The 24581-nt window shown below is 39.6% G+C and carries 22 protein-coding genes and 3 pseudogenes; 2 read left to right on the top strand and 23 right to left on the bottom strand.

All coding sequences use genetic code 11. The annotated features are described in order from the left end of the window. Positions 1-12 precede the first annotated feature (12 nt). From FCR06_RS17630 to FCR06_RS34615, 20 genes and pseudogenes are all read right to left on the bottom strand, one after another. On the bottom strand, positions 13-564 hold the full coding sequence (locus FCR06_RS17630) for a PepSY domain-containing protein (protein WP_223280177.1): 552 nt from the start codon (positions 562-564) through the stop codon (positions 13-15). Next, a complete protein-coding gene (locus FCR06_RS17625; protein WP_138501958.1) occupies positions 551-1258 on the bottom strand; it encodes an O-methyltransferase in 708 nt (235 codons plus the stop codon). Before FCR06_RS17625 ends, FCR06_RS17630 begins: the two co-directional genes overlap by 14 nt. Positions 1259-1275: 17 nt before the next feature. Next, a complete protein-coding gene (locus tag FCR06_RS17620; protein ID WP_138501956.1) occupies positions 1276-2001 on the bottom strand; it encodes a hypothetical protein in 726 nt (241 codons plus the stop codon). 78 nt (positions 2002-2079) lie between these two features. After that, a complete protein-coding gene (locus FCR06_RS17615; protein WP_138501954.1) occupies positions 2080-2910 on the bottom strand; it encodes a class I SAM-dependent methyltransferase in 831 nt (276 codons plus the stop codon). Positions 2911-3059: 149 nt separating this feature from the next. Continuing rightward, the gene (locus FCR06_RS17610) at positions 3060-5741 is read right to left on the bottom strand and encodes a TonB-dependent siderophore receptor (protein WP_138501952.1); all 2682 of its coding nucleotides are present in this window, start codon (positions 5739-5741) and stop codon (positions 3060-3062) included. Positions 5742-6151: 410 nt separating this feature from the next. Further along, positions 6152-7252, bottom strand: a complete 1101-nt coding sequence (locus FCR06_RS17605; RefSeq protein WP_138501950.1) for an AI-2E family transporter — start codon at positions 7250-7252, stop codon at positions 6152-6154. A 58-nt stretch (positions 7253-7310) separates the two neighbouring features. Continuing rightward, positions 7311-8762 carry a bifunctional orotidine-5'-phosphate decarboxylase/orotate phosphoribosyltransferase gene (locus FCR06_RS17600; protein WP_138501948.1) on the bottom strand — a complete coding sequence of 484 codons (1452 nt, stop codon included), beginning with the start codon at positions 8760-8762 and terminating at the stop codon, positions 7311-7313. Between the two features lie 221 nt (positions 8763-8983). After that, positions 8984-9244: pseudogene (locus FCR06_RS33600) on the bottom strand (molybdopterin-dependent oxidoreductase); the annotation flags it as partial. Positions 9245-9358: 114 nt separating this feature from the next. Further along, complete coding sequence (locus FCR06_RS17590; protein ID WP_138501946.1) at positions 9359-10033, bottom strand: response regulator transcription factor; 675 nt, start codon at positions 10031-10033, stop codon at positions 9359-9361. 195 nt (positions 10034-10228) lie between these two features. Then, a pseudogene (locus FCR06_RS17585) lies at positions 10229-10378 on the bottom strand (IS701 family transposase); the annotation flags it as partial. A gap of 102 nt (positions 10379-10480) precedes the next feature. Then, entirely contained in the window at positions 10481-11899 is a 1419-nt protein-coding gene (locus FCR06_RS17580; RefSeq protein WP_138501944.1) for a sensor histidine kinase, read from the bottom strand. Positions 11900-11962: 63 nt separating this feature from the next. Then, positions 11963-12679 carry a molybdopterin-dependent oxidoreductase gene (locus tag FCR06_RS17575; protein ID WP_138501942.1) on the bottom strand — a complete coding sequence of 239 codons (717 nt, stop codon included), beginning with the start codon at positions 12677-12679 and terminating at the stop codon, positions 11963-11965. A 7-nt stretch (positions 12680-12686) separates the two neighbouring features. After that, a complete protein-coding gene (locus tag FCR06_RS17570) occupies positions 12687-13283 on the bottom strand; it encodes a cytochrome b/b6 domain-containing protein (protein WP_138501940.1) in 597 nt (198 codons plus the stop codon). Between the two features lie 7 nt (positions 13284-13290). Continuing rightward, the gene (locus FCR06_RS17565; protein ID WP_138501939.1) at positions 13291-13983 is read right to left on the bottom strand and encodes a cytochrome c biogenesis CcdA family protein; all 693 of its coding nucleotides are present in this window, start codon (positions 13981-13983) and stop codon (positions 13291-13293) included. Positions 13984-13992: 9 nt separating this feature from the next. Next, on the bottom strand, positions 13993-14601 hold the full coding sequence (locus FCR06_RS17560; protein ID WP_138501937.1) for a thioredoxin family protein: 609 nt from the start codon (positions 14599-14601) through the stop codon (positions 13993-13995). A 118-nt stretch (positions 14602-14719) separates the two neighbouring features. Further along, a complete protein-coding gene (locus tag FCR06_RS17555) occupies positions 14720-15061 on the bottom strand; it encodes a hypothetical protein (protein ID WP_138501935.1) in 342 nt (113 codons plus the stop codon). Positions 15062-15459: 398 nt separating this feature from the next. Next, positions 15460-16914, bottom strand: a pseudogene (locus FCR06_RS17550) (PD-(D/E)XK nuclease family protein); the annotation flags it as partial. Positions 16915-16939: 25 nt separating this feature from the next. Then, positions 16940-18961 carry an ATP-binding protein gene (locus FCR06_RS17545; protein ID WP_138501931.1) on the bottom strand — a complete coding sequence of 674 codons (2022 nt, stop codon included), beginning with the start codon at positions 18959-18961 and terminating at the stop codon, positions 16940-16942. A 56-nt stretch (positions 18962-19017) separates the two neighbouring features. Continuing rightward, complete coding sequence (locus FCR06_RS17540; RefSeq protein WP_138501929.1) at positions 19018-19851, bottom strand: transcription factor RcaD; 834 nt, start codon at positions 19849-19851, stop codon at positions 19018-19020. A 311-nt stretch (positions 19852-20162) separates the two neighbouring features. Further along, positions 20163-20309 (bottom strand): TIGR03792 family protein, encoded by a 147-nt coding sequence (locus FCR06_RS34615; RefSeq protein ID WP_317616828.1) that lies wholly within the window; start codon positions 20307-20309, stop codon positions 20163-20165. 134 nt (positions 20310-20443) lie between these two features. Between FCR06_RS34615 and FCR06_RS17530 the strand changes: the two genes are divergently transcribed. Together FCR06_RS17530 and FCR06_RS17525 are read left to right on the top strand one after the other, a co-directional pair. After that, positions 20444-20767 carry a phasin family protein gene (locus FCR06_RS17530; protein WP_138501927.1) on the top strand — a complete coding sequence of 108 codons (324 nt, stop codon included), beginning with the start codon at positions 20444-20446 and terminating at the stop codon, positions 20765-20767. Between the two features lie 78 nt (positions 20768-20845). Beyond that, the gene (locus tag FCR06_RS17525; protein WP_138501925.1) at positions 20846-21367 is read left to right on the top strand and encodes an FKBP-type peptidyl-prolyl cis-trans isomerase; all 522 of its coding nucleotides are present in this window, start codon (positions 20846-20848) and stop codon (positions 21365-21367) included. An 88-nt stretch (positions 21368-21455) separates the two neighbouring features. Here FCR06_RS17525 and dnaB read toward each other — a convergent pair whose 3' ends face one another. From dnaB to gloB, 3 genes are all read right to left on the bottom strand, one after another. Then, positions 21456-22877: a replicative DNA helicase gene (gene dnaB / locus FCR06_RS17520; RefSeq protein ID WP_223280176.1), complete on the bottom strand. Its 1422-nt coding sequence runs from the start codon at positions 22875-22877 to the stop codon at positions 21456-21458. 128 nt (positions 22878-23005) lie between these two features. Next, positions 23006-23464: a 50S ribosomal protein L9 gene (rplI, locus tag FCR06_RS17515; protein ID WP_138501923.1), complete on the bottom strand. Its 459-nt coding sequence runs from the start codon at positions 23462-23464 to the stop codon at positions 23006-23008. Between the two features lie 273 nt (positions 23465-23737). Beyond that, entirely contained in the window at positions 23738-24511 is a 774-nt protein-coding gene (gloB, locus tag FCR06_RS17510; protein ID WP_138501921.1) for a hydroxyacylglutathione hydrolase, read from the bottom strand. Between the last annotated feature and the right edge of the window lie 70 nt (positions 24512-24581).

Raw genomic sequence — 24581 nt, 5'->3', positions numbered from 1 at the left:
ACAAATTTCACATTAATCTGTTGAATTCATCTCGGAATTTTTCTTTACTAGAAACGGATAAATGAATAAATAAACACCGCTGACTGCCAATGTTGACATAAAAAATAAAAACGACATTTCAATCAGATTGTGAATCCAGGGAGCAAACCATCCCAACAATCCTCGATACTCCAAAAAATCGGTAGCATTAAAACCATACTTCAATAACTTGCCGTTTTGAGCATCAAGATACCACTCAAACAAACGTTTTTGATTTTCAAATCGATAAATACCTAAAGATGGCAAATAAGTAATTTCATCAATATCCTCTAAAGTGTTAATTCCCTTTGGATGCTGCGAGATAAATGCTTGTGAAGCCTGTTCTAAAGAGAGCAATGATTTGGTATTTTTTGTAATGGTTTGTGTTGGTGCTTTACCGTCAATCGTAGGTAAACCAGAACTGAAAGCTGGTGGAAGAGCAATTATTTCAATCACGTAAATTCCAATCACCACAGCAAAGTAAAGTCCAACCCATCGATGAATTGTTCTCGACCATCTTGAGAGAAACTGCTTAATTCTCATCATGCCTCCTAATCTTAACTGAAAATTCTGTTCCGCCCTTCATTTTGAAAGTCGATGACTGATAACCATTAACAGGGTTTTGCAAAAACTCAATATAATCTTTGAGCGGCTCTTTAAAGGTTTTGACATTATCAGAGATAACGATTCCACCTTCTCGGATTGATGGATCTAGAATTTTTAATACATCTAATGCTAAGTGTATCCAGCCATCAATCAATACTAAATCGATAGTTTGATTAAAAGCTTTTAGTGTTTTTAAACCATCGCCTTCTCGAATCTCGACATAGTTTTCTAATCCGGCTTCGGCAATATTTTTTCTGGCTTGCACGACTTTCTCATGTACAATTTCGGTGCCAATAACAATGCCGCCACCATTGTCTCTCACGGCAGTCGCTAGATAAATTGTAGAAATTCCAAATGAACTACCAAACTCAACAATAGTTTTGGCATTAATTGCACGGGCTATTAAATACAAAAATTCTCCTTGGTCTGGTTCAATGGGAATATATTTATCGTTGTAATATTCAGTTTTTGTGCTATCCCACTGAATGCCCTTACCTAAAAGTAAGCCAGGAAGCTTGGGCAAGTAGTGGAGAATTAATCCAGGTAATTGTTTATTAGCTTCTGCGTGGAGTCGATTTAAAACAGTTTTAACTTTCACGTCGTTGAGTACGCTTGGTTTAGATAATTTGCTCATAGTTATCAATAATTAGATTATTTCAAGGTAAATACTCCGTACTTCTTGAATACTTTACCTGGTTCAAGCTTGTCTATGCCTTCAACGATCGCAATTAAATCACCGCTAGCAGTTAAAATGCGAAAGTTTCCTTTTACAGTCTCAAACTTGTATTGTTGTGGTTGCCCTGCCAAGGAAATTCTATCTTGAGACTTTGTGAAATTTTGAATCAGAGCATAATCAGCATCTCCTCTACCGACATAAAACGGTTCAGCTTTAGGGTTAGCAACAGTAATGAAGCTACCCAACAGAAATTCATTCTTTGAACCTTTGGTTGCAATTAAAGTATCGACCTCACCAACGCCCAAAGTTTTCGGACGTATGGGAAACTGACCCTTCTTATCTGATACAATTTCAAAGTTCACGCCAGTCAGGTCAGGAGATTGACCAAAGCCAGTCACTGTATCATTGCCACTAGTGCCTGTGAAGTATCCTTCAATCGCTTCTCCTTGGGTATTTTTGCCATACTGCCCTACTTTTTCATAGTGATCTAAGGCAGATTTGAATTTTCCTGCTTGAATTAATTTGACAACATCGGGATTTGCCAGCAGATAAATTTCTGAGTTGAAACCAGCTTTTTCCTGATTCTCTATCTCAGTTGCTGAGATTTCACTTGCAGTGGATTGATTCGTTATCATTGATTGACAAGCAACGGCGATCGCACTACTGGTAATTAACAAAGCACTGAATAAAAATGGTTTCATTGTAATTATCTGGTTAATGATTAACAACTAATAGAATGTTTGAGCAGCATTAATGATGGTAAAGGATTTACATACACATCAGCCTGATGACAGGGGTAAAACTTTGGTTTCAATAATCAAATCGGCATTCCGGAAATAGGGCAGTTTGGCAATCCAGGGAATCCATCGCAGGGCATTAAGTCGATGGGGATAACGATAATTTTCCTGCACTAATGAAACCACCTGGGCGATCGCTAATCCCATTCCATCGATATCGCGTTCATTTTTGACAAACCACTGCATTGGCGCACCTAGTTCTGCCAACCATTTAGCGACTTTTCCTTTACTCGCGCCTCCCACGACATCAAACATGAATGTGGCGTTAGGAAACCGTTGACGTAATTGATTAATTAATTGCTGGACTTGCTCAACAGTAAAGTACATGAGCAATCCTTCGGCAATAATCAATAGATGCTCAGATGGGCAATTTGGTAACTCGTCCATCCAGCCAAAATCTAAGGCAGAACGACTGATGAAACAATGCTGTTGTGTTTCACTATCCAACTGACGACGCAGATTTGTCACCTCAGGCAAATCTAAATCGAGCCAGCATTTGCAGCCTTGCCCAACTCGGTAATAACGAGTGGATAATCCAGCACCAAGTTCGACTACAACGGCATCAGCATAACTGGCAATGTGTCGCCGAGCAACTTGATCAAACGTATTTGCCCGCACTGCCCAACTGAGTTGAGAAAGCGGTTGATAAAAGCGATCAAGATCGGTGTCCCAGGCGATCGCTTGCCACCATTCAAACACTTTGGGATCGCGAAATAACGCATCAGTCTGGCGTTGATGTTCATCCACCCGCGCGCGGGTAGTCATCAACATAGTACGCGGAACACCTGTGAGTTTTGTCGAAAATTGAGTCATATAATGAATTACCCTGACAAAATAGTAGTTCTAGCCAACGTGGACTATCTTGAAACTTCCTCTAACTATCCTCCTCAATTCCCTCTTAGCAAGGTAGGAAGAAATCTGGCTGCTTCCCTCTCCAAGGCATCAGCAAGGGTTCCGTGGGGTTAAAACTGCACTGAAACCGAGCCAATCACCGTGAATGGTTCGCCAAAAGTGTTACCTCCGCTTCGCAGATTCGATACACTTTCGATGTAATTGACATCAGTGAGATTTTTGAAGTTAAGGCCAAATCGCCAATTATTACGTCGATAAAAAATTGCGGCATTGGTAGTCAAATAACTATCTACCTGAAAGCTATTAGCCAAATCTCCCTGTCTCTGGCCAACATAATTGAATCCAACTCCTAAGCCTAAACCCTGCAAATTACCGCGCTGAATTTCATAAGTTGTCCATAAACTGGCACTATGTTCAGGAACACCATATAACCTATTACCAACTAATTCCGGATTGGTATCGGCAGTGACTTCACCATCGATGTAGGCGTAGTTAGCGATGATCTTCCATCCCGGTAATATTTCTCCTGCGACATCAAATTCAACGCCATGACTGCGCTGTTCTCCAGATGCGATGGATGCAAGCGGGAAGTTAGGGTCTGTGACCGATACATTTTGTTTGGTAATGTCAAAATATGCCAACGTGGCAAACAGTTTACCGTCTAGAAACTCTGTTTTGACACCAAACTCATAGCCTTTACCCCGTTGTGGTTGCAAGGGTTCACCCGTTGCTGTATTTGTCGTATTGGGGGTGAAGGATTCTGAGTAACTGGCATATAAAGATACAGCTTTGCTCGGTTGGTAAACAATCCCCACTCGTGGGGTAAAAGCATCATCATTTTGAGTTGTCTCACCCGGTTGTGTCACCTGCCCCGGCAGATTGACTGTTTTTGATTCTATGATGTCGTAGCGGATGCCTGCTAACAACTTCAAATTCTGGAACAGCGAAATCTGGTCTTGCAAATAGAACCCCCAGCGATTGGATGTTGTATTACTGCCACCATAGGGCGGTAATGTATCCTCACTGGGTTTAGCTACTCCGTAAACTGGATTGAAAAGATTCAGCGGTAGAGGAGTATTAAAATCAAACACCGTGAAAAAAGTTGCATCACTGTGGTTGTAGTCTGCACCGAATAAAAGAGTGTGATTGATAGAACCCGTAGCGAACTCACCTACAACGTTGGCTTGCAGAGTATAGTTCTTGTCGTATCCCTCTTGGGAGGCGAAGAAGCGATTCACTGTACTTGTTGGTTCGTCAAAAGAAAGGGGAAGGGCAACAACGTTAAAATCGTAGTCATAGGAAGAATAGCGAAACGCATTGCGGAATTTCCAATTTTGATTGAACCGATGCTCCAAGTTATAGCCAACATTTAGATATTCATTTGTCACCGCATCACTAGGTTCGGAGTTAATGCGATCGCGTGGGACATCAGCTATCCTATTACCAATAGCCGGGATACCAAAATCAGCCGGACGATTATTGTCAATATATTCCAACGATATTCCTAAGTCGGTGCGATCGTCTATTTTCCAAGCAAGTGTAGGCGCAATAAAGATCCGCCGATCTTCTTGGTCAAGGTTACGAAAGCTGTCCAATCTCTGATACAAACCATTCAGACGATAGAGTAGTTTCCCATCTTCGGTTAACGGCCCAGAAAAATCAAAGCGAGGTCGAACAAAACCCTGGTTTCCCACTTGTAATTCTGTTTCGTAAAACGGCTCGGATAAAGGCTGCTTGGATACCGCGTTAATCAATCCTCCGGGTTCAATCGCACCATACAAGATAGATGCCGGACCCTTGAGTACTTCAATCCGCTCCAAATTGGCTACTTCTAAAGGCGCTTGCACAACGCCATACCGTCTCAATCCATCGCGCAGAATCGGGGCATCAGTAAACCCCCGAATGCTGAAATCTGCACCATTCCTGTTGTTTCCATTTCCTTGGTTAGTGACACCACTGACATTGCGGAGCGCTTCCTCTGTGCGTGTGACTTGCTGATCTCGAATTATCTCTTGAGGAACTACCTGAATTGAGAATGGAATGTCCCGGATTGGGGTATCAGTTCCAGTGGCAGTGGAGGCATTTGGTACACGATACTCATCTTGCTCCCCCGTCACCACCAATTCAATCGGTTTATCAGTTTGTGAGTCAAGTGGTTGGTCGGGCTTGGTTTGAGTTCCCGGCTGTTGTACTGGTGGTTGCTGTGGCATCTGTGCCGAAGATGTAACTGGTGTCAACCCGAAAATCAGCCCTTCGTCACTATCAAACAACTCAACAATAGGTAAACCCGCCTCACCCGTTACCGTTACTCGGATAGTATTGGCATCCAGATTTGTTACCGTTATTTCATTAACACCCGTAATTGGCTTATCCGAACGGAATGTGAATGCTTCGCCCGATGGTAGGCGCAGTTGAGCATTAGGAATGTCAGTGATAAAGCTATTGCCAGCACTGCGGTTTACCACTTGCAACTGTTGACCAATGGAAGTCTGTAGAATTATCTCTACACCTTTGTCGGTAGGATTTGCCTTGACTCCCGTCACTTGTACAACTTCTGAAGTCGGCGCTGTTTGAGGTGCTGGAGCCTGTACTAACTGTTGAGCGCTAGTGCTAGGAAATCCTACTTTACCCAGTCTGGGAATCTCTCTAATCGTTCTGGAATTGAGTAGTGCTGAGGCAACAAATTTACCCTGTACTTGTTTGTTTACTTCAGTAGCCCTTACACTTATTCCAATGCAGAGCCAAATAGAACTTGTGACCAAAATAATCTTTAATATTTGGTTCAATACCATTTTCCACCCTACACCTGCTCTCCAGCTACTACTTACTCTCAATCAAGCAGCGAATAGCTCTTATTCCCTGAAATTTAGCTATCAGCTACTTGAGAATAGATATTACAGGAGATTACCAAACAATTGCAAATAATTATCAATATAAATTGAGAACAAAAAATAAATATAAGTATAATTTTGATTCTTTAGTGTGATTTAAGTTACAATACTTTTGTTAAAGTTAATTGAAAACTATTTTATAAATAGAAGCTTATTAATGACATTTATATACAATTTGCTAAATTAATTCCCATAATCACACTGGCAGTAAGGGACTTCTAAATATAAAATATTCCATCGTGGAAGCAGGAGAGGCTCTTGAAGCAAGGGGGAAAATATCCAATAACCAATGCACCAATGACAAATGACAATCATTGCGATATTGATTTCTCTGACAACAATTGTGATGATGCTTCAGGTTCAACTACATTCTCAGAATCACCAGATTTAGAAAAACCATCTGCTGCATCTTTAATAAAACCAGCCACAGGTACAGCGATTACCAAACCTAAGACTCCACCAATATTAGTGCCAACAAGCAAAGCAATTAATACCCATATTGGTCTAAGACCAGTAAATTTACCTAAAAGACGGGGTGCGATCGCCTGATCGATCAACTGGTCAATTACAAAAGCCATCACAAAAACTTTCACTGCTAGCCAAAAGTTATGTGAGGCGATGATTAAAGTGATTACGACAAGACTGATGGCATCACCAAAGGGAATTAGGCTCAAAAGTCCAACCCCCAAACCAAATAATAAAGCAAACTGGACTTGAAAAACTAAAAACACTAATGTTTCTGAAACTCCCATCAGCAAACCCAAAGTTCCCTGACCAATCAAGTAATTTTTAAAATTTTGCTGAATCGACTCGTTGACTTTTTGAGCCAAACTTCCAGGAAATTTCTTGAACAATCCTGACCAAATTCTCGGTCCATCTAACATTAGATAAAAAGCTAGCACTACTATAATTAGTGCCTCCGATATATTATCAACTGTATCAATAATAATGCTTAAAAGTTTATCAGAAATAAACTCTAACTCATGGGGCAATTGATTAGTAACTTGTGTTAATAATTGTCTAAGATTTACATTTAATTTATGATTAAAAAACCACTGATTTAAAATCTCTAGTTTTTCTTCGCTAGAATCAATCCATTGGGGAAGGACTTTAGMCATCTCATTAAATTGTTCTAATACAATAGGCAATAAAATAATACCCAAACCTATAAAAATTAGCGATGCTAAGATAAAAACTAATGTTACTGCATAGCTGCGTTTAACTCCTCGGCCTTGGAGAATTGAAACAGGGTAGTTTAAAAGGAATGCCAGCAAAGTAGCCAATAAAAGAATTGTCACCACAGGCTGCAAATTTTGAAAAAGCCAGAATACTAGCCAAGCATTCAGAAAAATTAAAGGAAATAATAGTGTTAAAATTAACCATTTAAGTAGTTGATTGAGCGAAAAATTCATATTTAATAAATTTGGTAAAACGACAAAATATTTCCTTACTCTCCACTCCTTACTTTCCTCAGCCATTAGTCGAGTCATAATTTTCAGTAAAAGCTAAAAGTTGCTCATCATTTATCCTTCCTGCTTGATATAGAGTATTAGTAATTTCTGAAAGAGTTAAAACCGCATGACCGCGATAACCATTTTGCTGTAATCTATCTTTCACACCTTGTCCGTGGTCAATAAATACCACAATGTCATTAACATTTAATCCTGCTGATTCTAACTTTCCTGCTCCTTCCATCACACTTTTGCCACTAATGAGAATATCATCAATGACGACAACTGTTTCACCAGGATGAAAATTACCCTCAATTACTTTTCGAGTTCCGTGGGCTTTTACCTCTTTTCGAGGAAAAATCATTGGACAATTAAGGCGCAAGGCTAAACCAGTAGCAGTAGGTAAAGAACCGTAGGGAATACCTGCTAACCTATCAAAATAGAGATTCTTCAAAATCTCCTCATAAGCACTGAGAACTTGATTGAAAACTTGGGGATTGGAAATAATTTTGCGTAAGTCAATGTAATAAGGAAATACAGATCCTGATGCTTGGACAAAGTTGCCAAACATAATGCAATCAATGTCATAAAGTTGTAAAATCAAATCCTGCTGGGGATGCTGATTTAGCAAACAAACATCAGGAAACCACACAGAACAAGTAGAATTTTCGTGAATAATTTCAGTTTTAATTTGATTAATTTCTGCGCGTAAAGACTGAATTTCTTGAGCTAATTGCGGGTTAGCCAACATATCTTGAGGAACAGGAATCAGCAAACCATCACCGTTAGTATTCAAGCCTGCTTCTAAAATTTGCTTTAAGTTTGGCTCCTCTGACCAGATGCTACGTGCCATAATAATTCTTTCAGGAGCAACTGCACGAATTAGAGCCAAAACTTCAGAATTTGTAGTTCCCACTTCCAAACCCAATTGCTCTGGAGTTCCCCAAGTTTTTGATTCTTTGACTACCTGTAAATAAAGAGGTGATTCGTTTGTTGGATATTGCTGTAAACTTTCTGCTCCTGGATTAGAAGTACAGCATAAAATAAATACAGCTTTATCAGGATAAACCAAAAAAGGTACTACATGATCTTGTCCTATATAGGGACTAAGAGTGATTGCATCCACCTGCCATTTTGTAAACACAGTACGAGCGAAGATGTTACTTGTATTTAAGTCACTATGTTTGGCATCCAAAATAATTGGGATGTGGGCTGGAATAGCTGCTAAAGTTTTATCTAAAAGTTCTAAACCTGGAATACCCAGTGCTTCGTAAAAGCCAAGTGTTGGTTTATAAGCACAAACAAAATCAGAAGTTTCAGAAATAATAAATTGTAACCACTCCCATAAACCAGCAATGATATCTTCCGATTTATAATGAGTAGGCATCATTTCTGGATTAGGATCAAGTCCTACAAATAGTAAGCTTTGAGTTGTTAAAATATTTTGATTTAATTTATCAAAAAAGTTCATACTTTTGGGGTTTAAAAAAGGATAAATATCTTAATTTATAATTTAGCTTCTACCTGTTACATAAATTTTGGCAAATAATATTTTTCCTGCATGAGGTAACAGATACACAAAGAGTAAATAGATACTTATATATTTGGCAATTAGTAAATTTATTTATTCTAAGACTTTAATTTCTAACTCCTGGAAAGACTTGGGTTAATCGCCTCTCTACTGCTAACAATCTAGATTCGTGCAAACGATTCATAACCCAGATCCTCCCAATAGCCTTTAAAAGACGATAAATAACTAATCAGTGTAATTTTAGTCACCCATTTAGTTTGCTTATAACCAAGTTTAATTGGTGAAGCTAAACGCAAAGAGGCACCATTTTATACTGGCAATGTATCACCGTTTTTTTGATAAGCTAACAAAGTCTGGGGATATAACGCTAAAGCTATATCCCAACTTTCATAGTAGCCATCAGCTGATTGAAAGTAAGCATATAGAAAATATTGCAATAACTCAGTCCATAGCTTGTACTGAATTTTAACCTGATTTGGTACTAGTTTTTTACAAAGTTATAATACAAGGAGTGAGGGAAAGAGTTGCGGTTATAACTATTCTCGGAGTACATAGCCTACGCCACGCACTGTATGAATCAAGCGTTTTTCATGATTTTCTTCTAGTTTTAGACGCAAGTAACGGATATAGACTTCAATAATATTGGAATTACCCATAAAGTCATAACCCCAAACTTTCTGTAGAATTTGGTCTTTAGTAAATACCTGACGGGGATGTAAAAGTATATACTCTAACAAATCAAACTCTTTTGCCGTTAATTCAACTGCCCGATTACCTCGGTAAACTTGGCGAGTACGAAGACTTAAACTTAAGTCTTCAAACTGTAAAATGTCCTGATTTGTTTCTTGAGTACGGCGTAAATGAGCACGGATTCTAGCTAGCAGTTCTTCAATACTAAATGGTTTGACCACATAATCATCTGCTCCGGCATCCAAACCTGCTACACGATCATTAACTTCATCCTTTGCTGTCAATAATATTACTGGTATAGAGATCCCAGTTGCCCGCAACCGACGACAGATTTCTAAACCTGACAGTCCTGGTAGCATCCAATCAAGAATGACTAAATCCGGTGATAACTCCCGTGCTAAAGTTAAACCAGTGATTCCATCATGTGCCACATTTATATTGTAACCTTCGCTATTTAATTCCAATTCAACAAATCGCGCTAGTTTAACTTCGTCTTCAACTAAAAGAATATTTACTGACATATTTTTGCTCTGATAGCAGATATATAAGGTCAGAATAGAATTGCTATTTTCAGCTATCTTTTACTAACTATCGGAACTTAGACATTTTTGAGGCACAAATAAGCTTCAAACCGATACAGGGCAAGGAAAATACACAAAAGGATCAAAAATGCTTGAAACCCAGATGTATTAACGGGACTTAAAGAAAAATTAAGCTCAAATAAAGCCCAAACTGGCTTTGTAAGCAGTAAATACGTCACGGTTGAGGGTCAACCAATCGAAAAATCGATCAGACATAGCTATTCTCAAGGCTTTATCAGCTTCAGTAAAGGTGTTGAAAGGTTTGCTTGCCCACCTATGCGTTAAAGCTATGCTGAGATAGTATTATACTCTTTTTTCCTTTTCTGTTTTGTTTAAGTTCCGTTAAGAAAACGTGTACTGAGTTTTTTCACAAATCAAATATGAGTCCTATACAAGTAAAGTTATTGTAAAAATACTTCCTTCTCCTAACTTGGATTGCACAGATACATTACCCCCCATACCTTCTACAAGTGTTTTAACAATTGATAAACCCAAACCAGAACCTCCAGTGGCTTGAGACCGCGATTCATCTACGCGGTAAAATCGCTCAAAAATCCGTGTTTGATGTTGTAAAGGAATGCCATACCCTTGATCAAAAACTTGAATAATCGCTTTGTCATGAGCTTGATTTAGCTTTATATTCACGGGCATACCAGCTTCAGAATACTTAATAGCATTATCAATTAAATTCAGCAATACTTGTTTAAGACGACTGTAGTCTGCTTTCACTTCAATGGGGTAAATTGTTGACTCAATTGTAATTAAGCGATCGCTATATTTTTGTGCCATCATAACGACTTCTTCAACTAAATCATTCAGTACATAAGATTTCATCTGAAAATGCAAATAACCACTATCTGCTCGTGCTAAATCAAGTAAATCTTGTAGCAGGCGAATAGTACGTTCAGTTTCCGATGCAGCAGTTTCTAGAGCTTCTTGTTGAGTTTCTGTTAAGTTATTTTGCCGTCGCAAAACACTTTGCAAATAACCATGTACAATTGTCAAAGGTGTTCGTAATTCATGAGAAACGTTACTCACAAATTCTCGCTCTTGCTCCCAAGATTGCCAGAGGCGAGATAGTAACATGGTTAAAGTTTGAGCTAATTCTTTGACTTCACTGGGTGCATTATCAACATATAATTGTGCTTGTCCTAAATCTTTTACAGAAATAACAGAAGTCATTTGATTTAGCTGACGCAGTGGTTGCAAAGAACGTCTAATATAAAATGTTATCATAGCTATCATCACAATAATTGCCGAAATACTAGCAATATTCAAACTCTGCACCATTGCCACAAACATCGTTTGTTCACGAGTAATATCCTGCGCTACAAAAAGCTTACCCAGTAACTTACCCTGCACTTGCAAAGAACTACTACTTAAAACAAAGTAGCTTTGATTAACTTTGTAAATTTGTCCTTTAATCTGCATATTACTCAAAGACATCAACTGAGTCACTGTAAAATCAGATAACAAATTCAAACTTATAGATTTTACCAATGTTTTATTATCATCACTTTTTACCCATAATAATATTTTGGTATTTCCTAAGTTATTAATAGCCTTTTGCAAACCGGTTTCCGGTTGCATCATTTCACTATAAATTTGTACATCATGTGGCAAGCGTTGAGCGATTTGTTCTATATTCTGTTTATGACTATCAATTAAAAATTGCTGCATGTTCCAACGAGTCCATGCAGCAAGACTACCTAATATTAAAGCTGAAAACGTAGCAATACCAACTGTTATCCGTAATTGCAATGAGAATGGGTCAAGATATATCCAAGTTTTTTTGGTTTGATTCACTATTTGAGTTTGAGCTTCTAAAAAACATGTTTATTTCTATTTTATTATTTAAATAGGAATGTATTACAGCCCAGCAAACCACTCGTAGCCTTGATCTTCCCAATAACCCTTAGTAGGCAACAAATTGCTGAGGAATGTAATCTGAGTTACCCACTTACTTTGCTTGTAGCCTAGTTTAATTGGTGATGCTAGACGGATAGGCGCACCATTTTCAATTGATAATGGTTGTCTATTCTTTTGATAGGCCATAAGGGTTTGGGGATGTATAGCAGAGGCTATGTCCCAGCTTTCATAGTAGCCATCCGCAGATTTGAAGTAGACGTAACGAACGCTTGACTTAGGCTGTACCAGCGCAACTAAGTCTCGTAATCGCACACCTCCCCATTGGACAATCGCAGCCCAGCCTTCAACACACACATGACGAATCACCATTGAAGTCAAGGGAAGTTTTTGAATATCCGCCATGCTCAATTGCATCTGGTTACTAACCTCACCATCTATCGTCAGGCGAAACTGTGTTGGATCAATTTGCGGCGTGGAGTCGAACGAGTTAATCAACAACTTATCCGGCTCAATGGCACTTACAGGAAATTCAGGTACAGGCTTTTGAGTTAGTAAGAGTGTTTCAAAACTTTGATTCAGTGGCTCAAATATTTGCCCCACATTATCTGAGAATAAATTCGATCCACAGCCTCCAAGCAGGAAGCCTAACCCCGAAATTCCAGATAATTGAAGTAACTGGCGACGGGATATGGTGCGTTTGGGAAGAATCAGACTCATAAGACCTCTACACAAACATAGACTTAATTAGACGGAAACTTCCCACCTTGAGGGCGAGTAAGGAATGAGCAATTGTAAACAATATGACTGTGGGAACAGTAATAAAGTGAACAGTACGTAGAGTCTGCCAACTACCAAACAGAGAGGAAAGCCAATGAAGTTGGACAGGCTTGTACATGGCAAGTCCACTTAAGATTGCCAATAACAGAACTGGAATGATACTAGTGTAAACTAGCCGATGCCATGCGTAGTTTTTGCGCTTTGGATTCTGGCTGACTCGCAATGCTTTGAGGTCACCACTATCAGCAAACCGACGCTGCCAACGACGAGTGACTAAAATATAGAGTCCATACCAGAGCAAGTTCAGTGAAAAGAACCACATAGCAGCAAAATGCCACTTTCTACCACCGGCTAGCCAACCTCCCAATAACAGAAAGTCGGGAAAAGACCAACCGCCACGCCCACCAAACACCGGATTGGCGTTGTAGATTTGCAAGCCGCTAGAAATCATCAGAATGAGGCTGATGATATTGACACAGTGAAAAGTTTTTGAAAGGAAAGTCTGATGTGGTACTGAGCGGACTTTGCGTTTAGATGAAGTCATGGCTATTTCACATTGGTAAAGTTGGAAAGAATGGAGCCAGCCAAAGTTGCACTTGGACATCCCAACCCAGCACAATGGCAATTGCTGTCACCACGATCGCCACACCGCCCAGCCGTTGCAATACTGCACTATGGCTTTGGAGGTTGAGTAATCTTTGGCTGATGACTCGCCCACCATAGGCGATCGCCAGCAGTGGTATCCCTGCTCCGACTCCATAAGCAACTAGTAGCCCAAATGCACCTGCGACTTGATGGTTAACTGCTGCTAATACCAGAATTCCCCCTAAAACAGGCCCAGCACAAGGAGTCCACAATAGCCCCAACTGAGTTCCTAGCCAGAACTCTCCTAGAAGTCCTACTCGCACAGGTTTTTTTGTCCACTTGCCAAAGGGAATGTAGCTAAACAGTCGGTAACTCCAATTAGGGAAAATTGCTAACGTTCCTAAGAATAAAAGGAGTGCGATCGCTAAATTACGCAAAAAAATAGCCAAGCCAGTAAACCAGGCTGCTGTAATCCCTAATAAACTACCTGCCAGTGCAAACCCAGCGACTAATCCCCCCACCAGTGCTACTGCACCGTAAGTATGAGATTGGAGCGATCTGCCCAACAGTACTGGCAGAATCGGTAACACACAAGGGGAAAGCACATTCAAAACTCCACCCAAGAAAGCAAGACCGATTGATAGAGTAGAAGTTGCCATAAATTTCCTCTACCCTAATAGCTGGCGGATAGTCTGCTCTGTTTTTTCGTATGCCCCTTCGCCAACATGGTCATACCGTAGCGATCCCTGAGAATCGGCTAGAAATAGATGAGGCCAGTACCCATTTTCGTAAGCGTTCCAGGTTTTGTACTCATTATCAACCGGAACTGGATAAGTAATTTGATGTTGCCCTAAAGCCTTTTTTATATTGTTTGCATCTCGCTCAAAGGCAAATTCCGGCGTGTGGATGCCAATCACCTTTAGCCCGTGCGCCTCATACTGCCGATGCCATTTAGTGATGTAGGGTAAGGTGCGCTGGCAGTTGATACAAGCAAAAGTCCAAAACTGTATCAGGACAACGCTGCCTTTGAGGTCAGCAATTGATAAAGGAGTAGAATTAAACCACTGACTGATACCCTGAAACTCTGGCAGATTCTTGCCCGGTGGGGATAGCACTACTACCGCGTCAGAGGCTTGCGTCTTACTGCGATTTGCAGCAAAGGGAGAAGGGGGATTCACTTTTCTTAAGTTGGAAAAAGCTGTTGTGGCTGCACCAATTCCGACAATCCCTAACCCAAAGTAAAGTAACTGACGCCGTCGGAGATGGCTGTGATTCATAAGAATTTTTCCTGTTGAAGTCAAAGCGCCAAAGCCTAAGAACTAGGAATGAGGATTTTCCTAGTACCCAATCCCTAGTATTTAGTTAAAGAAAGGAAATGTGCCAAGCAAGTAGCGGCTAGGGATTGCTGGGAGCGGGCGATTGCTTCATGGCATCGCCTGCTTTATCTTTGCTCATGTTGTCATGGCTCATGGCACCGCCTGCTTTATCTTTGCTCATGTTGTCATGGCTCATGGCACCGCCTGCTTTATCTTTGCTCATGTTGTCATGGCTCATGGCACCGCCTGCTTTATCTTTGCCCATGTTGTCATGGCTCATAGCACCGCCTGCTTTATCTTTGCTCATTGCAGGAGAGGCATCGGGAGAAATCTGATTGTTGCTTGCAGGACTGCTAGAGCAGGCGGTGAGGCTAATAGTTAAGCCCAAACTAGCAATTAGACAAAGTACTTTCCAGTTCATAGTCTTCTTTCGTCCTTTGGATATTTGTATTGATTAAGAGGAAATTAGTTATAGGCAGATTGAGCAAGGATTTTGGACTCAATCAGACTGGGTGCAACTGCGATCGCCCTTACATCTGCATTGTGGTCAAATAACACCATCGGTTTTAACACAACTTGGAATAACAGCAATCAAGATTGTCACTCCCTTGGAATCTCTTTGCAGCCGACAACATCCAAAGTATCTCACTTTGGTCTGAAGATCATCTGAAACTAAGGCATGATTTTCATGAATTTTTCACTTGAGAAAATTTAGTTTATTCTCAGTATTTTCTCAGGGAATTATGGTATGTCAAGGTTACCTGACTTTCCACATCTTGTCAAATTCTATGATGGTAAATTAGACGCTGTAATCACAACAGTCGAAGGAAAAAAAGTCTGACATTTTTGCTGTTGCGGACAAATTTCACACAGATAAGGCTGAGTTGTTGGCGGTGGTGAATTGGGATAAGGTGATTCCCAACTCAGCCATTGTTGCATCTGGTGTAATTTATAGTGAATTAACTGATGCACAGTATTTTCTAGCTGTTCCCAGGAATATTGATACTCTTTAAACTCTGGTAAAACACAATAAACCGCCGAGTCAACTGCTACCTTTTTCTGATACCAAAGCATATAACTATAAAGAGCAACTTGAGCCAATTGTGCTGATGGATCTACTGGCTGATAAGTTTTATATTCAAGTACACATAATCGCTTAACTTCAAAATTATAGACCAAACAATCAAATTCTCCTTTTACCCTTTGTTGTGTGCCATCAGGTAGCTGAAAATAATGCTCAAGCTTACGTTCTTGAGAAACAAAAGTGTTATGAATAACTGCTTCTGCACTACAATAACGTCGATTGACAATCAGTAGTTCTGCAAAGCGTCGGATTAATCCTTGTAATCCTTGCCAAACTTTGTACAGTGGTTGCGCTGTACTTGCATCTTGTTCAACAGCTTTTTCTAGATAAGTAGAAAATTTAATTTCATAAAAAAGCTGTTGTAAACGAGAGGCAATTTCGTCAATATTTAATTGAGATATACTAGTTTTGAATATTTCTGTAAATCTTGACTCACTAACAGCTAATTTGATAAAAATATCAGCTAACTGATGAAAGCTATTCCCAATATCAACTTGATTATCTGGTGGTATGAATAAAGTATTACCACCAAATTTTTGATGGAGATAAAATAACCGAGGACACTCAAAAGCGACTCTGACTTTAGTAGCTGTTAAGGATATATTTTTGGAATCATCAGGTATCTTATTAAAAATATTACTGACAAAATCAGGATGATAAATTTTTAACAAATGTTGATGAACAGCAGCCAAATATACTGTATCCATTGCTGCATAGTGTAGTTGCTTGTCACTCAGAGGACGCTTTCCCCAGTCACTTCTACCTTCTTCTATATCTACATCAGAAAATTTGCAAAGTTCTGTTGCTAAAGTTTTTAGTTTTAAATTAGATGTTTGTAATGTTTTAAGGCTAATCTTTCTTGCTAACTTAAGAGTACAGGTAATATTTTGTGCAGATTTTTCACCCAAGTACTTCAAATCAAAACTTGCATTGTGAAATACTTTCTCAATTTGAGAATTAACCATGATTTGGCGAATAAAGAGTGCAATTAAATCAGGTTTATCCAGCACATCAAGAATATAAGCAAACTTTCCTGTAGAGTCTGTGGATTCTGCTAATATCTGAATTAATGATAATTTGGGATATGAAGTATTCCAATTAGCTACTTCTGTATCTAGCCATAGCACTTTAGCCAAGGCGAATTCTGCAATTTGTGTCTGGATTTCAGAAGCTTTTGTTAGATAGTGCATTGGCTAAAATGTTATCAAGGTTTATCTATCTAGTGACTAAACATATTAACTGGTCTTCTAACTTAGATTTAGGGTTAATAATTTTTACTTTCTTTTCCTGGCATAATAAGTCAATTAGATGTTGAGTTTCAGTTTTTTCTACATTAGAGAATTGATTAACTCCTTGTGAAATTAAGGTAGGTACTCCCATATATCCTTGGGTTTTTACTAAATTCAATAAGAAATCTTTAACTTGTCGCAAATCTTTAATTGTCTTACCTGGATCGGGTTTTTGTTTAGTAACAATTCCTAAATCTTGCAATAAAGTACATTGTTCTAAAACTTTAGAGTCACGAATTAAAGATTGTAATACTGGTAAAGCTATTACTTTACCAGCAACAAATAATTCCTGAGCCTGTGCAGAATGAACTAAGCTATGGTATGTTGCTAAGTAGTGAACTGAAGTGAGATTTGGTTTAATATGAATATGCTTAGTGCCAGTGAAAATCTGACTATAAATTTTATATCCAGCCAGCTTTGCATTTCCTACACTTCCAATTCTAATTAAATATAGACTTTGACAAAGATTTTGCTGAATCGCTTTTTGACAAGCATTCATCACACTAAAAAAACTTCTCATATTACCATCTTCTGTCCAGACTATTCCTACATTTTCTCGTTTAGATGGCAGTTGATAACTTAGTGAATAGCCTGCATAAGCTCCAGTGATGAGTCTATGTTTGATTGCTTGTACTTGTAATACTTCTAAAGCTTCTTGCACCATCCTGATGAGATCGGGTGCTGCTAACAGAGATATTTTATCTATCTTCGCTTGAACTTTTTTATATTCTTGCTGCCATAGCAATTGAAATTCAGCTTGTTCTCTTTCTTCTGGAGTTATTGGAGGCTTTGAATCAGGTGTCTTACCGCCATTAATCAATGAAAGTTTATATTCTTGATACTCTAATCTGCCGAGAACAAACGCATTCCTTGGCATAGTTTTACCGCCAGGAAAATTTTCCTCTAACAATTGTCTTTTTAAAGGAAAAATAGGTGAATCAGGTTTAGGATTAGCTTCTTGATGTAAAGGTTGTAATCTGTAAGCCCAAAGTGCTTCTACTTGAGTGAAATCAATGGATTTTAGCGATATCAATCGCTCTATTCTGGCTTTGTCTGACTGTTGAATGTAACGATAACTTTGCTTCCAGCCGTTGGTAACTATACTGATGATAATGAGAAAATTTTTCAGATTTTCACTGTGAATAGTAGTATTGATATTAAATAAAGCTTGAGGATTAGAAGGCCAACTAGGCAAGGTTTCAACTTGGTCAAAGCATAAAACAATCGGTTGAGTCGCAGTAGAAATTTTGCCAAAATTAGCCAAAATATTCTTTGCTGCGTCTTCTGCATCAATGCAGTGTTTAAGCCTCAAAGCTTGCATTGATTCTTCGCTTAAATTATCTCCTCTTAACCATTCACAGGCTAAAAGATACAGTTCTGGATCTGTGAGATCGTGTAACACTCCAAAAAAAATATCAGGATTGTAGATACCTGCTTTTAAATAAGTCTTTTTAAGATGGTTAATAAACTTTTGGCGATCGCCTAATAATAATTGCCAAAAGCTATCATTAAAAAGCTGCTTTTTCAGATTGGTTTTTGTGAAAACAGATAAATTTTTCAGCCACAGTATTAACTGAGAGTCCTCCTGTCCTTCTGGTACTTGAATTAAACTATCAACTGTATTCCTTAGCACATGACGCCACATATAATCGTTATCGACCCAAGGCCCGATATAAGCAAAGAAAGCTTTTGAGTTAAAGGTGCGTTTTAACCTACCTAAAAGATAGCTTTTGCCAGAACCAGAATCACCTACAAGTAAAACAGTACGACTACCATTATCTGTAGTTACTAAATTGAGAAATCCTTCAATTTCTGTTATTGCTTCTTGATGAATTGACTCAACTATAGACTCTAATTCATAATTTTGACCCCAAAAATTACCCGTCCTCAAATTTACTAGGTCAAACGGGTTAACCTCGCGTTTAATAATATCGTCGATAGATGCCATAATTAATTAAAATAATTGAGCAAACTTAACTTTTGACGAAAAAAGTGTATGTATTGTTAGTTCACAGTGATAAAGAACAGCGAACCACCCACCTTTTGTAAAATTCCAGCATCAATTTGTTCTGGAGTGTAGGGTGTCGGGTCTAATAAAGAACTTAAATCAATTTGATCGCTCGCTTGCAAACGATATAAAGCTTTATCTAATTCATCTCGTGAAAATGGCGGTTGTAATTTTTCTCGCAGATGAAAAATTGGTAAATAATTGTCAGTACCCAATTCTCGGTCTAATTTCTTAATAATTTCTAAAATTTCTTGATCACTGATTTTTTCATCGGCGGTATTGACGGTAGGTAGTGAACTAGAAACTTGCTCAGGCTTGGTCTGCAAAGTTTTTCGTAAAAAGCGTAGGTAATTACCCAGCAATTCTAGGCTGATGGCTGGTTGAACACCTTTGTTGGGGCTGTAATCATCCCGTAAATACTCGATTCCTCGTTGAGTTAGCCAAACTTCAGCTTTAGTTTTTTTAATGCCTCTTTCAGCTTCAATCAAACCCCGATCGCTCAACACTTCCAATATCTCATTTCTTTGTGCAGCTTTTAGTGAAGTGATTTGACTAGGAGCGATTTTACCCGAAGCTTTAGCGATTTTCTCTAATACCTTGAGTTCTTTATCTGCGATGGGCACTTCGCCTGGATTTTTGAGTACGGCTTGACTAGGCGGTAAAATTTTAACTGCGGTAATCTCGCGGGTATAGTCTACCAGTTCGCGATCGCCCAATGCTTTACAAATTTTATTTTTCTTAGTTTTAAAACTATCAAAGGCATTAAGCCCTGCTCGATAATCGGTAAATCCCAATAACTTTAAGAGAAACTTTAACTCTTGATTATCCATGCCAGTAGTTTTACCTGTATAATCAGCAATACTGTAGCTAGAAGATAAAAAATTTACACGTTTTTTATCCTAGCTATAATTTAGTGCGAATGGCTACAAGTTGTTAAACAACGTATTACAACCAGCATCTAGCTGAACAGTATCGATTAGAAGTCGCCCAATACTTTTAAAACTTGATACTTTGCAGACTTTACGATTGGATAGAATTTTCCCAATGCTTGGATAAACTTTGCTTCAATAGCTTCCAACTTTTGTTGGGGTATAGCATCCAAGTGTTCAGAAGTTTTTCGACGAATGATAAAGATAACTTCTCAAGGGTCGTTGGGGTTGAGCCAAACCTCTTTATCAAGAAATCCACGATACTTATCCATTGCTGTTGTCCAAATTTCTGCATCTTTGTGGATAAAATTTTGCTGTAGATCAGAGGCAACTTTAAACTTGAGGAGTTTTATAAACACGTCCTTCGATGCCTGGTTCGCGAATTTGCCAAAATAGAGCTGTAGGCTAGAATAACTACGCTCTCAGCATAGCTCGATCGCCTAACTTAGGAGCAAAGGTCGGCTGGTTTGAAATAAGTTAAGAGGAAGGGAGTATGGACAGCAACAATTGGTTGCAACAACTAATGATGGTGGGTCTTGGTACAACGTCTTTAGTAGCAGAAAAACTGCGGCAAGTCAGCGATGATTTAGTTAAAGACGGTAAGCTCAATCCCGAACAAGCCAAGGCGGTTATAGATGATATTGCCCAGCAGTTAAAGTCAGAGCAAGGAAATTGGGACGTGCAGATGCAACGGCAAATGCGAAATATGATGCAGGATTTCGGGGTGGCTCGTCAGTCGGAAGTGGACGAACTTCGGGGGAGAATTGACCGTTTAGAACGTCAAGTACGCGATTTAGAAAATAAGCTTTGGCGTTAAGTTGTCCTTTCTGATTTAAACTAAATGTGTCTTGTTGGTAATGTTTTGACCAGGCTACCTAAGTAGGGAGAACTGATTTTGAAAGCAATTTTCCTGAGTGTGGCGTTCATACTCATGTGTGTTGTGCTTTTGGTTGTGGGGCAAGTAGGCAGTAAACAGAATACTGCCATTGCTGACCAGTTAACCTCAACACCCCCAGCGCCCACAATTCTAACTGAAAACAATATCTTAATTGCGAGTAATACTATGTCTGATGCCAATGCCGTAACCACCCCCTCTGGATTGAAGTACGTGGAGTTAAAAGAGGGCACCGGAGCGACTCCTGAACGTGGACAAACGGTAGAGGTTCACTATATCGGCACTTTAGAAGATGGTACTAAGTTTGATAGCTCACGCGATCGCGGTCAACCTTTCAAATTTAAAATCGGTGTCGGACAAGTAATCAAAGGTTGGGACGAAGGACTAAGCACGATGAAAGTAGGCGGTCGTCGTAAGTTAATCATCCCGTCAGAGTTAGGTTATGGTTCTCGTGGCGCTGGTGGCGTAATTCCACCCAACGCTACCCTGCTTTTTGATGTGGAATTGCTAGGAGTTAAGTAGGAATTAGACATGGGGAATGGAGATAATTAGTAATACTCCATACTCCATGCTTTATTTAAACTATTTTATTAATAACTACTTGGTCAAACTAAGTTTTTGAACCAGGTAAATAATTGTTATTTGAACCAGGCAAATAATTATTACTAGAACCAGATGAATAGTTATTTTGTCGAGCTAGATTCTTAAACTTTGTAAACTGTGGATCAAATAAAAGCTTAACCGTACCTGTTGGGCCATTACGGTGTTTAGCTACAATTGCTTCTGCAATTCCCCGATCAGGACTATCAGAATTATAATAGTCATCCCGATACAACATTATTACTAAATCCGCGTCCTGTTCGATACTTCCACTTTCGCGTAAATCTGATAACATTGGGCGTTTATTAGTACGTGCTTCCACTCCTCGACTCAACTGAGATAAAGCAATAACTGGTACAGATAATTCCCGTGCTAAACCTTTAAGTTGACGCGTAATTTTTGACAATTCTTGGACACGATTATCACCTGCTCCTTCCATTAATTGCAAGTAATCTATTACAACTAATCCTAATTCTGTTCCTTGTTCTGCTTGCAGTCGCCTTGCTTGACTACGCATTTGTGTAACAGTAATATTCGGCGTATCGTCAATAAAAATTGGCATTTCTGAAAGGATACCAATAGCACGGCTTAAAGGTTCCCATTGTGTTTGGCTAAGGCGACCACTCCGCAGATAACCACTTTCAATTTGTGCCTCGCTAGCTAATAAACGTTGTGTCAGCTGTTCTTTAGACATTTCCAAACTAAAAACAGCAACTGGTAATTTATAAGCAGCAGCGATATTATGAGCAAGGTTCAAGCAAAAAGCTGTTTTCCCCATTGACGGCCTGCCAGCGACAATAATTAAATCCGAACGTTGAAAGCCGCTGGTCATGGCATCTAAATCGTAAAATCCGCAGGGAATTCCAGGTAAAGCAATGCCTTGATTTCTATCTTCAATATCCTGGAAATTATTAATTAGTGTATCAGAGATATGAACTAAACCTGATTGCGGACGCTCTTGAGTAACGCCGAAAACTTTCTGTTCTGCTTGGTCTAAAACAATTGGTAATTCGGTTTCTGTTTCGTAACCGAGATGCACAATTTCATTGCCAGCTTTAATTAATTGTCGCCGCAGGTATTTTTCCATTACTAAGCCTGCTAAGGCGTCAATGTTCACAGCTGACACTGTGCGGTCTACCAAAGTTGCTAGTTTATTTCTGCCACCAATGCGAGCAAGTATTTCATGGTCAGTCAGCCAACTTGTAACCGAGAGTAAGTCTGTGGGTTTGCCTTGTGCGTGGAGTCTAACTGCTGCTTGATAAATATCTTTGTGAGCGCTGATATAAAAGGCTTCAGGAACAAGGCGATCGCTAACTCGACTAATCGCTTCTGGATCTAGCAAAATACCCCCCAAAATCGCTTCTTCTGCCTCGATATTTTGGGGTGGTAAGCGATCGCTACCAGACGAGTGAAAACTCAGTTCTTCAGCCATAAAACGATTTTAAGTTTTGAGATTTTGCTAGTACAGACGCGATTAATCGCGTCTGTACAAAAGTTAGGAGTAGAGACGCGATTAATTCTTGTCTGTAATTCTCTCCATCTCCCTTATCCTCCCGTAACTTAACTAGCCACAACTTGAATATCAATTTGCGCTGTTACTTCCGTAAATAACTTGATTTCGGCTTGATAAGTACCAAGATGGTTAATATCAGGAATGGTAATGCCACGGCGGTCTACTTCTTGACCGGTGGCTGCCTTAATTGCATCTGCAACATCTTGAGTCGTAACTGTACCGAAAATAGCTTCGTTTTCACCAACTTGCTTGGGAATTGTCAAGCTGACAACTTTTTCTAAAGTTGCTTTTTGCTCAACAGCTTGTTGCTTAAGCTCTAATTGCCGTTGACGTTCTTGCTCGCGACGGCGTTCTACTTGCTTGAGAATACCAGGAGTGGCATGGATTGCCAATTTCTGGGGAATCAGATAATTACGAGCATAGCCAGGAGCTACTTCCACTAAGTCGCCAGATTTTCCCAGCTTACTGATATCCTGATTTAAAACTAACTGCACGCGTTTCGCCATCGTTTTTCGCTTTTCCTGTAAGATATTGATTAATTTGGGTTTCGCCAGAATAGCTCACAACGTCACTGCTATATTCCCAGCGGCTTTGCCTATACCTAAAGCTTACAGATCCTAGCGAAAGGCAGGGGGCGATCGCAACTGTTCGCGCCAGAAAGTTGAAGGGAATGGGGAATAGGGCACTGGGAGATGGGGCATAGGGGCAGGGTGTAGAGGAGAAAATCTTCCCCTCTGCTCCCTGCTCCCCTGCCTCTTCCCATGCCCAATGCTCAATAATTAAAAGTTATTTCTCATTTCCCGAATCCGCGCAAAGGTTTGCACAGGATCGCTCCTCTTTACAGCTGATTGTAATGATGGGTGATCCCAACGTAAAAAGGGATTAGTGCGCTTCTCAACTCCTAGCAGTGAGGGTATGGTGGCTTCTCCTCGCTGCCGATAAGCTTGGACTTCACCGAAGTATTTTTGTAAGTCGGTGTTGTCGCCATCTAAACTTAAGGCAAATTTCAGATTTTTTAAAGTATATTCGTGGGCGCACCAGACGCGCGTATCATCGGGTAAGGAGCGAATTTTGCTTAAAGAGTCTACCATTTGTGTCGGCGTTCCTTCAAACAAGCGACCGCAACCTCCAGAAAATAAGGTATCACCACAAAATAATTCGCCCGTCTCACCAGCTTTTTCGGGAGGAAAGTAGTAGACGATGTGAGCACGGGTATGTCCGGGAACGAAGATAACTTCAGCTATGCGGTCTGCAAACTGCACGCGATCGCCTTCTTGCAAAAACACCTGCTGTCCAGGAATTCTACCACGATCCTCGGCTCCCCCATAAACTACCAATTGCGGGAATTGTTCAATTAACCGCTTGTTACCACCCACATGATCGTTATGGTGGTGCGTATTAAAAATCGCTACCAACTGAGCTTTTAGTTGTGCCAGTTTCTTTAATACTGGTTGAGCCTCAGCTGGATCGACAACAGCGGCAATGTTTTGTTTGGAGTCATGTAACAAAAATATGTAGTTGTCTGAGAGCGCTTCTAGACGGATTACCTGCATTACCTCTGTCTCCCTTACAACATAGATTAGTATTGAGTAGCAAGCCTACATGCAACTAAGTAATAGTGCT

Origin of the sequence: Nostoc sp. PA-18-2419 (assembly GCF_005869855.1) — a bacterium.
GTDB lineage: Bacteria > Cyanobacteriota > Cyanobacteriia > Cyanobacteriales > Nostocaceae > Nostoc.
This window is presented reverse-complemented; position numbering and strand designations above follow the sequence as displayed.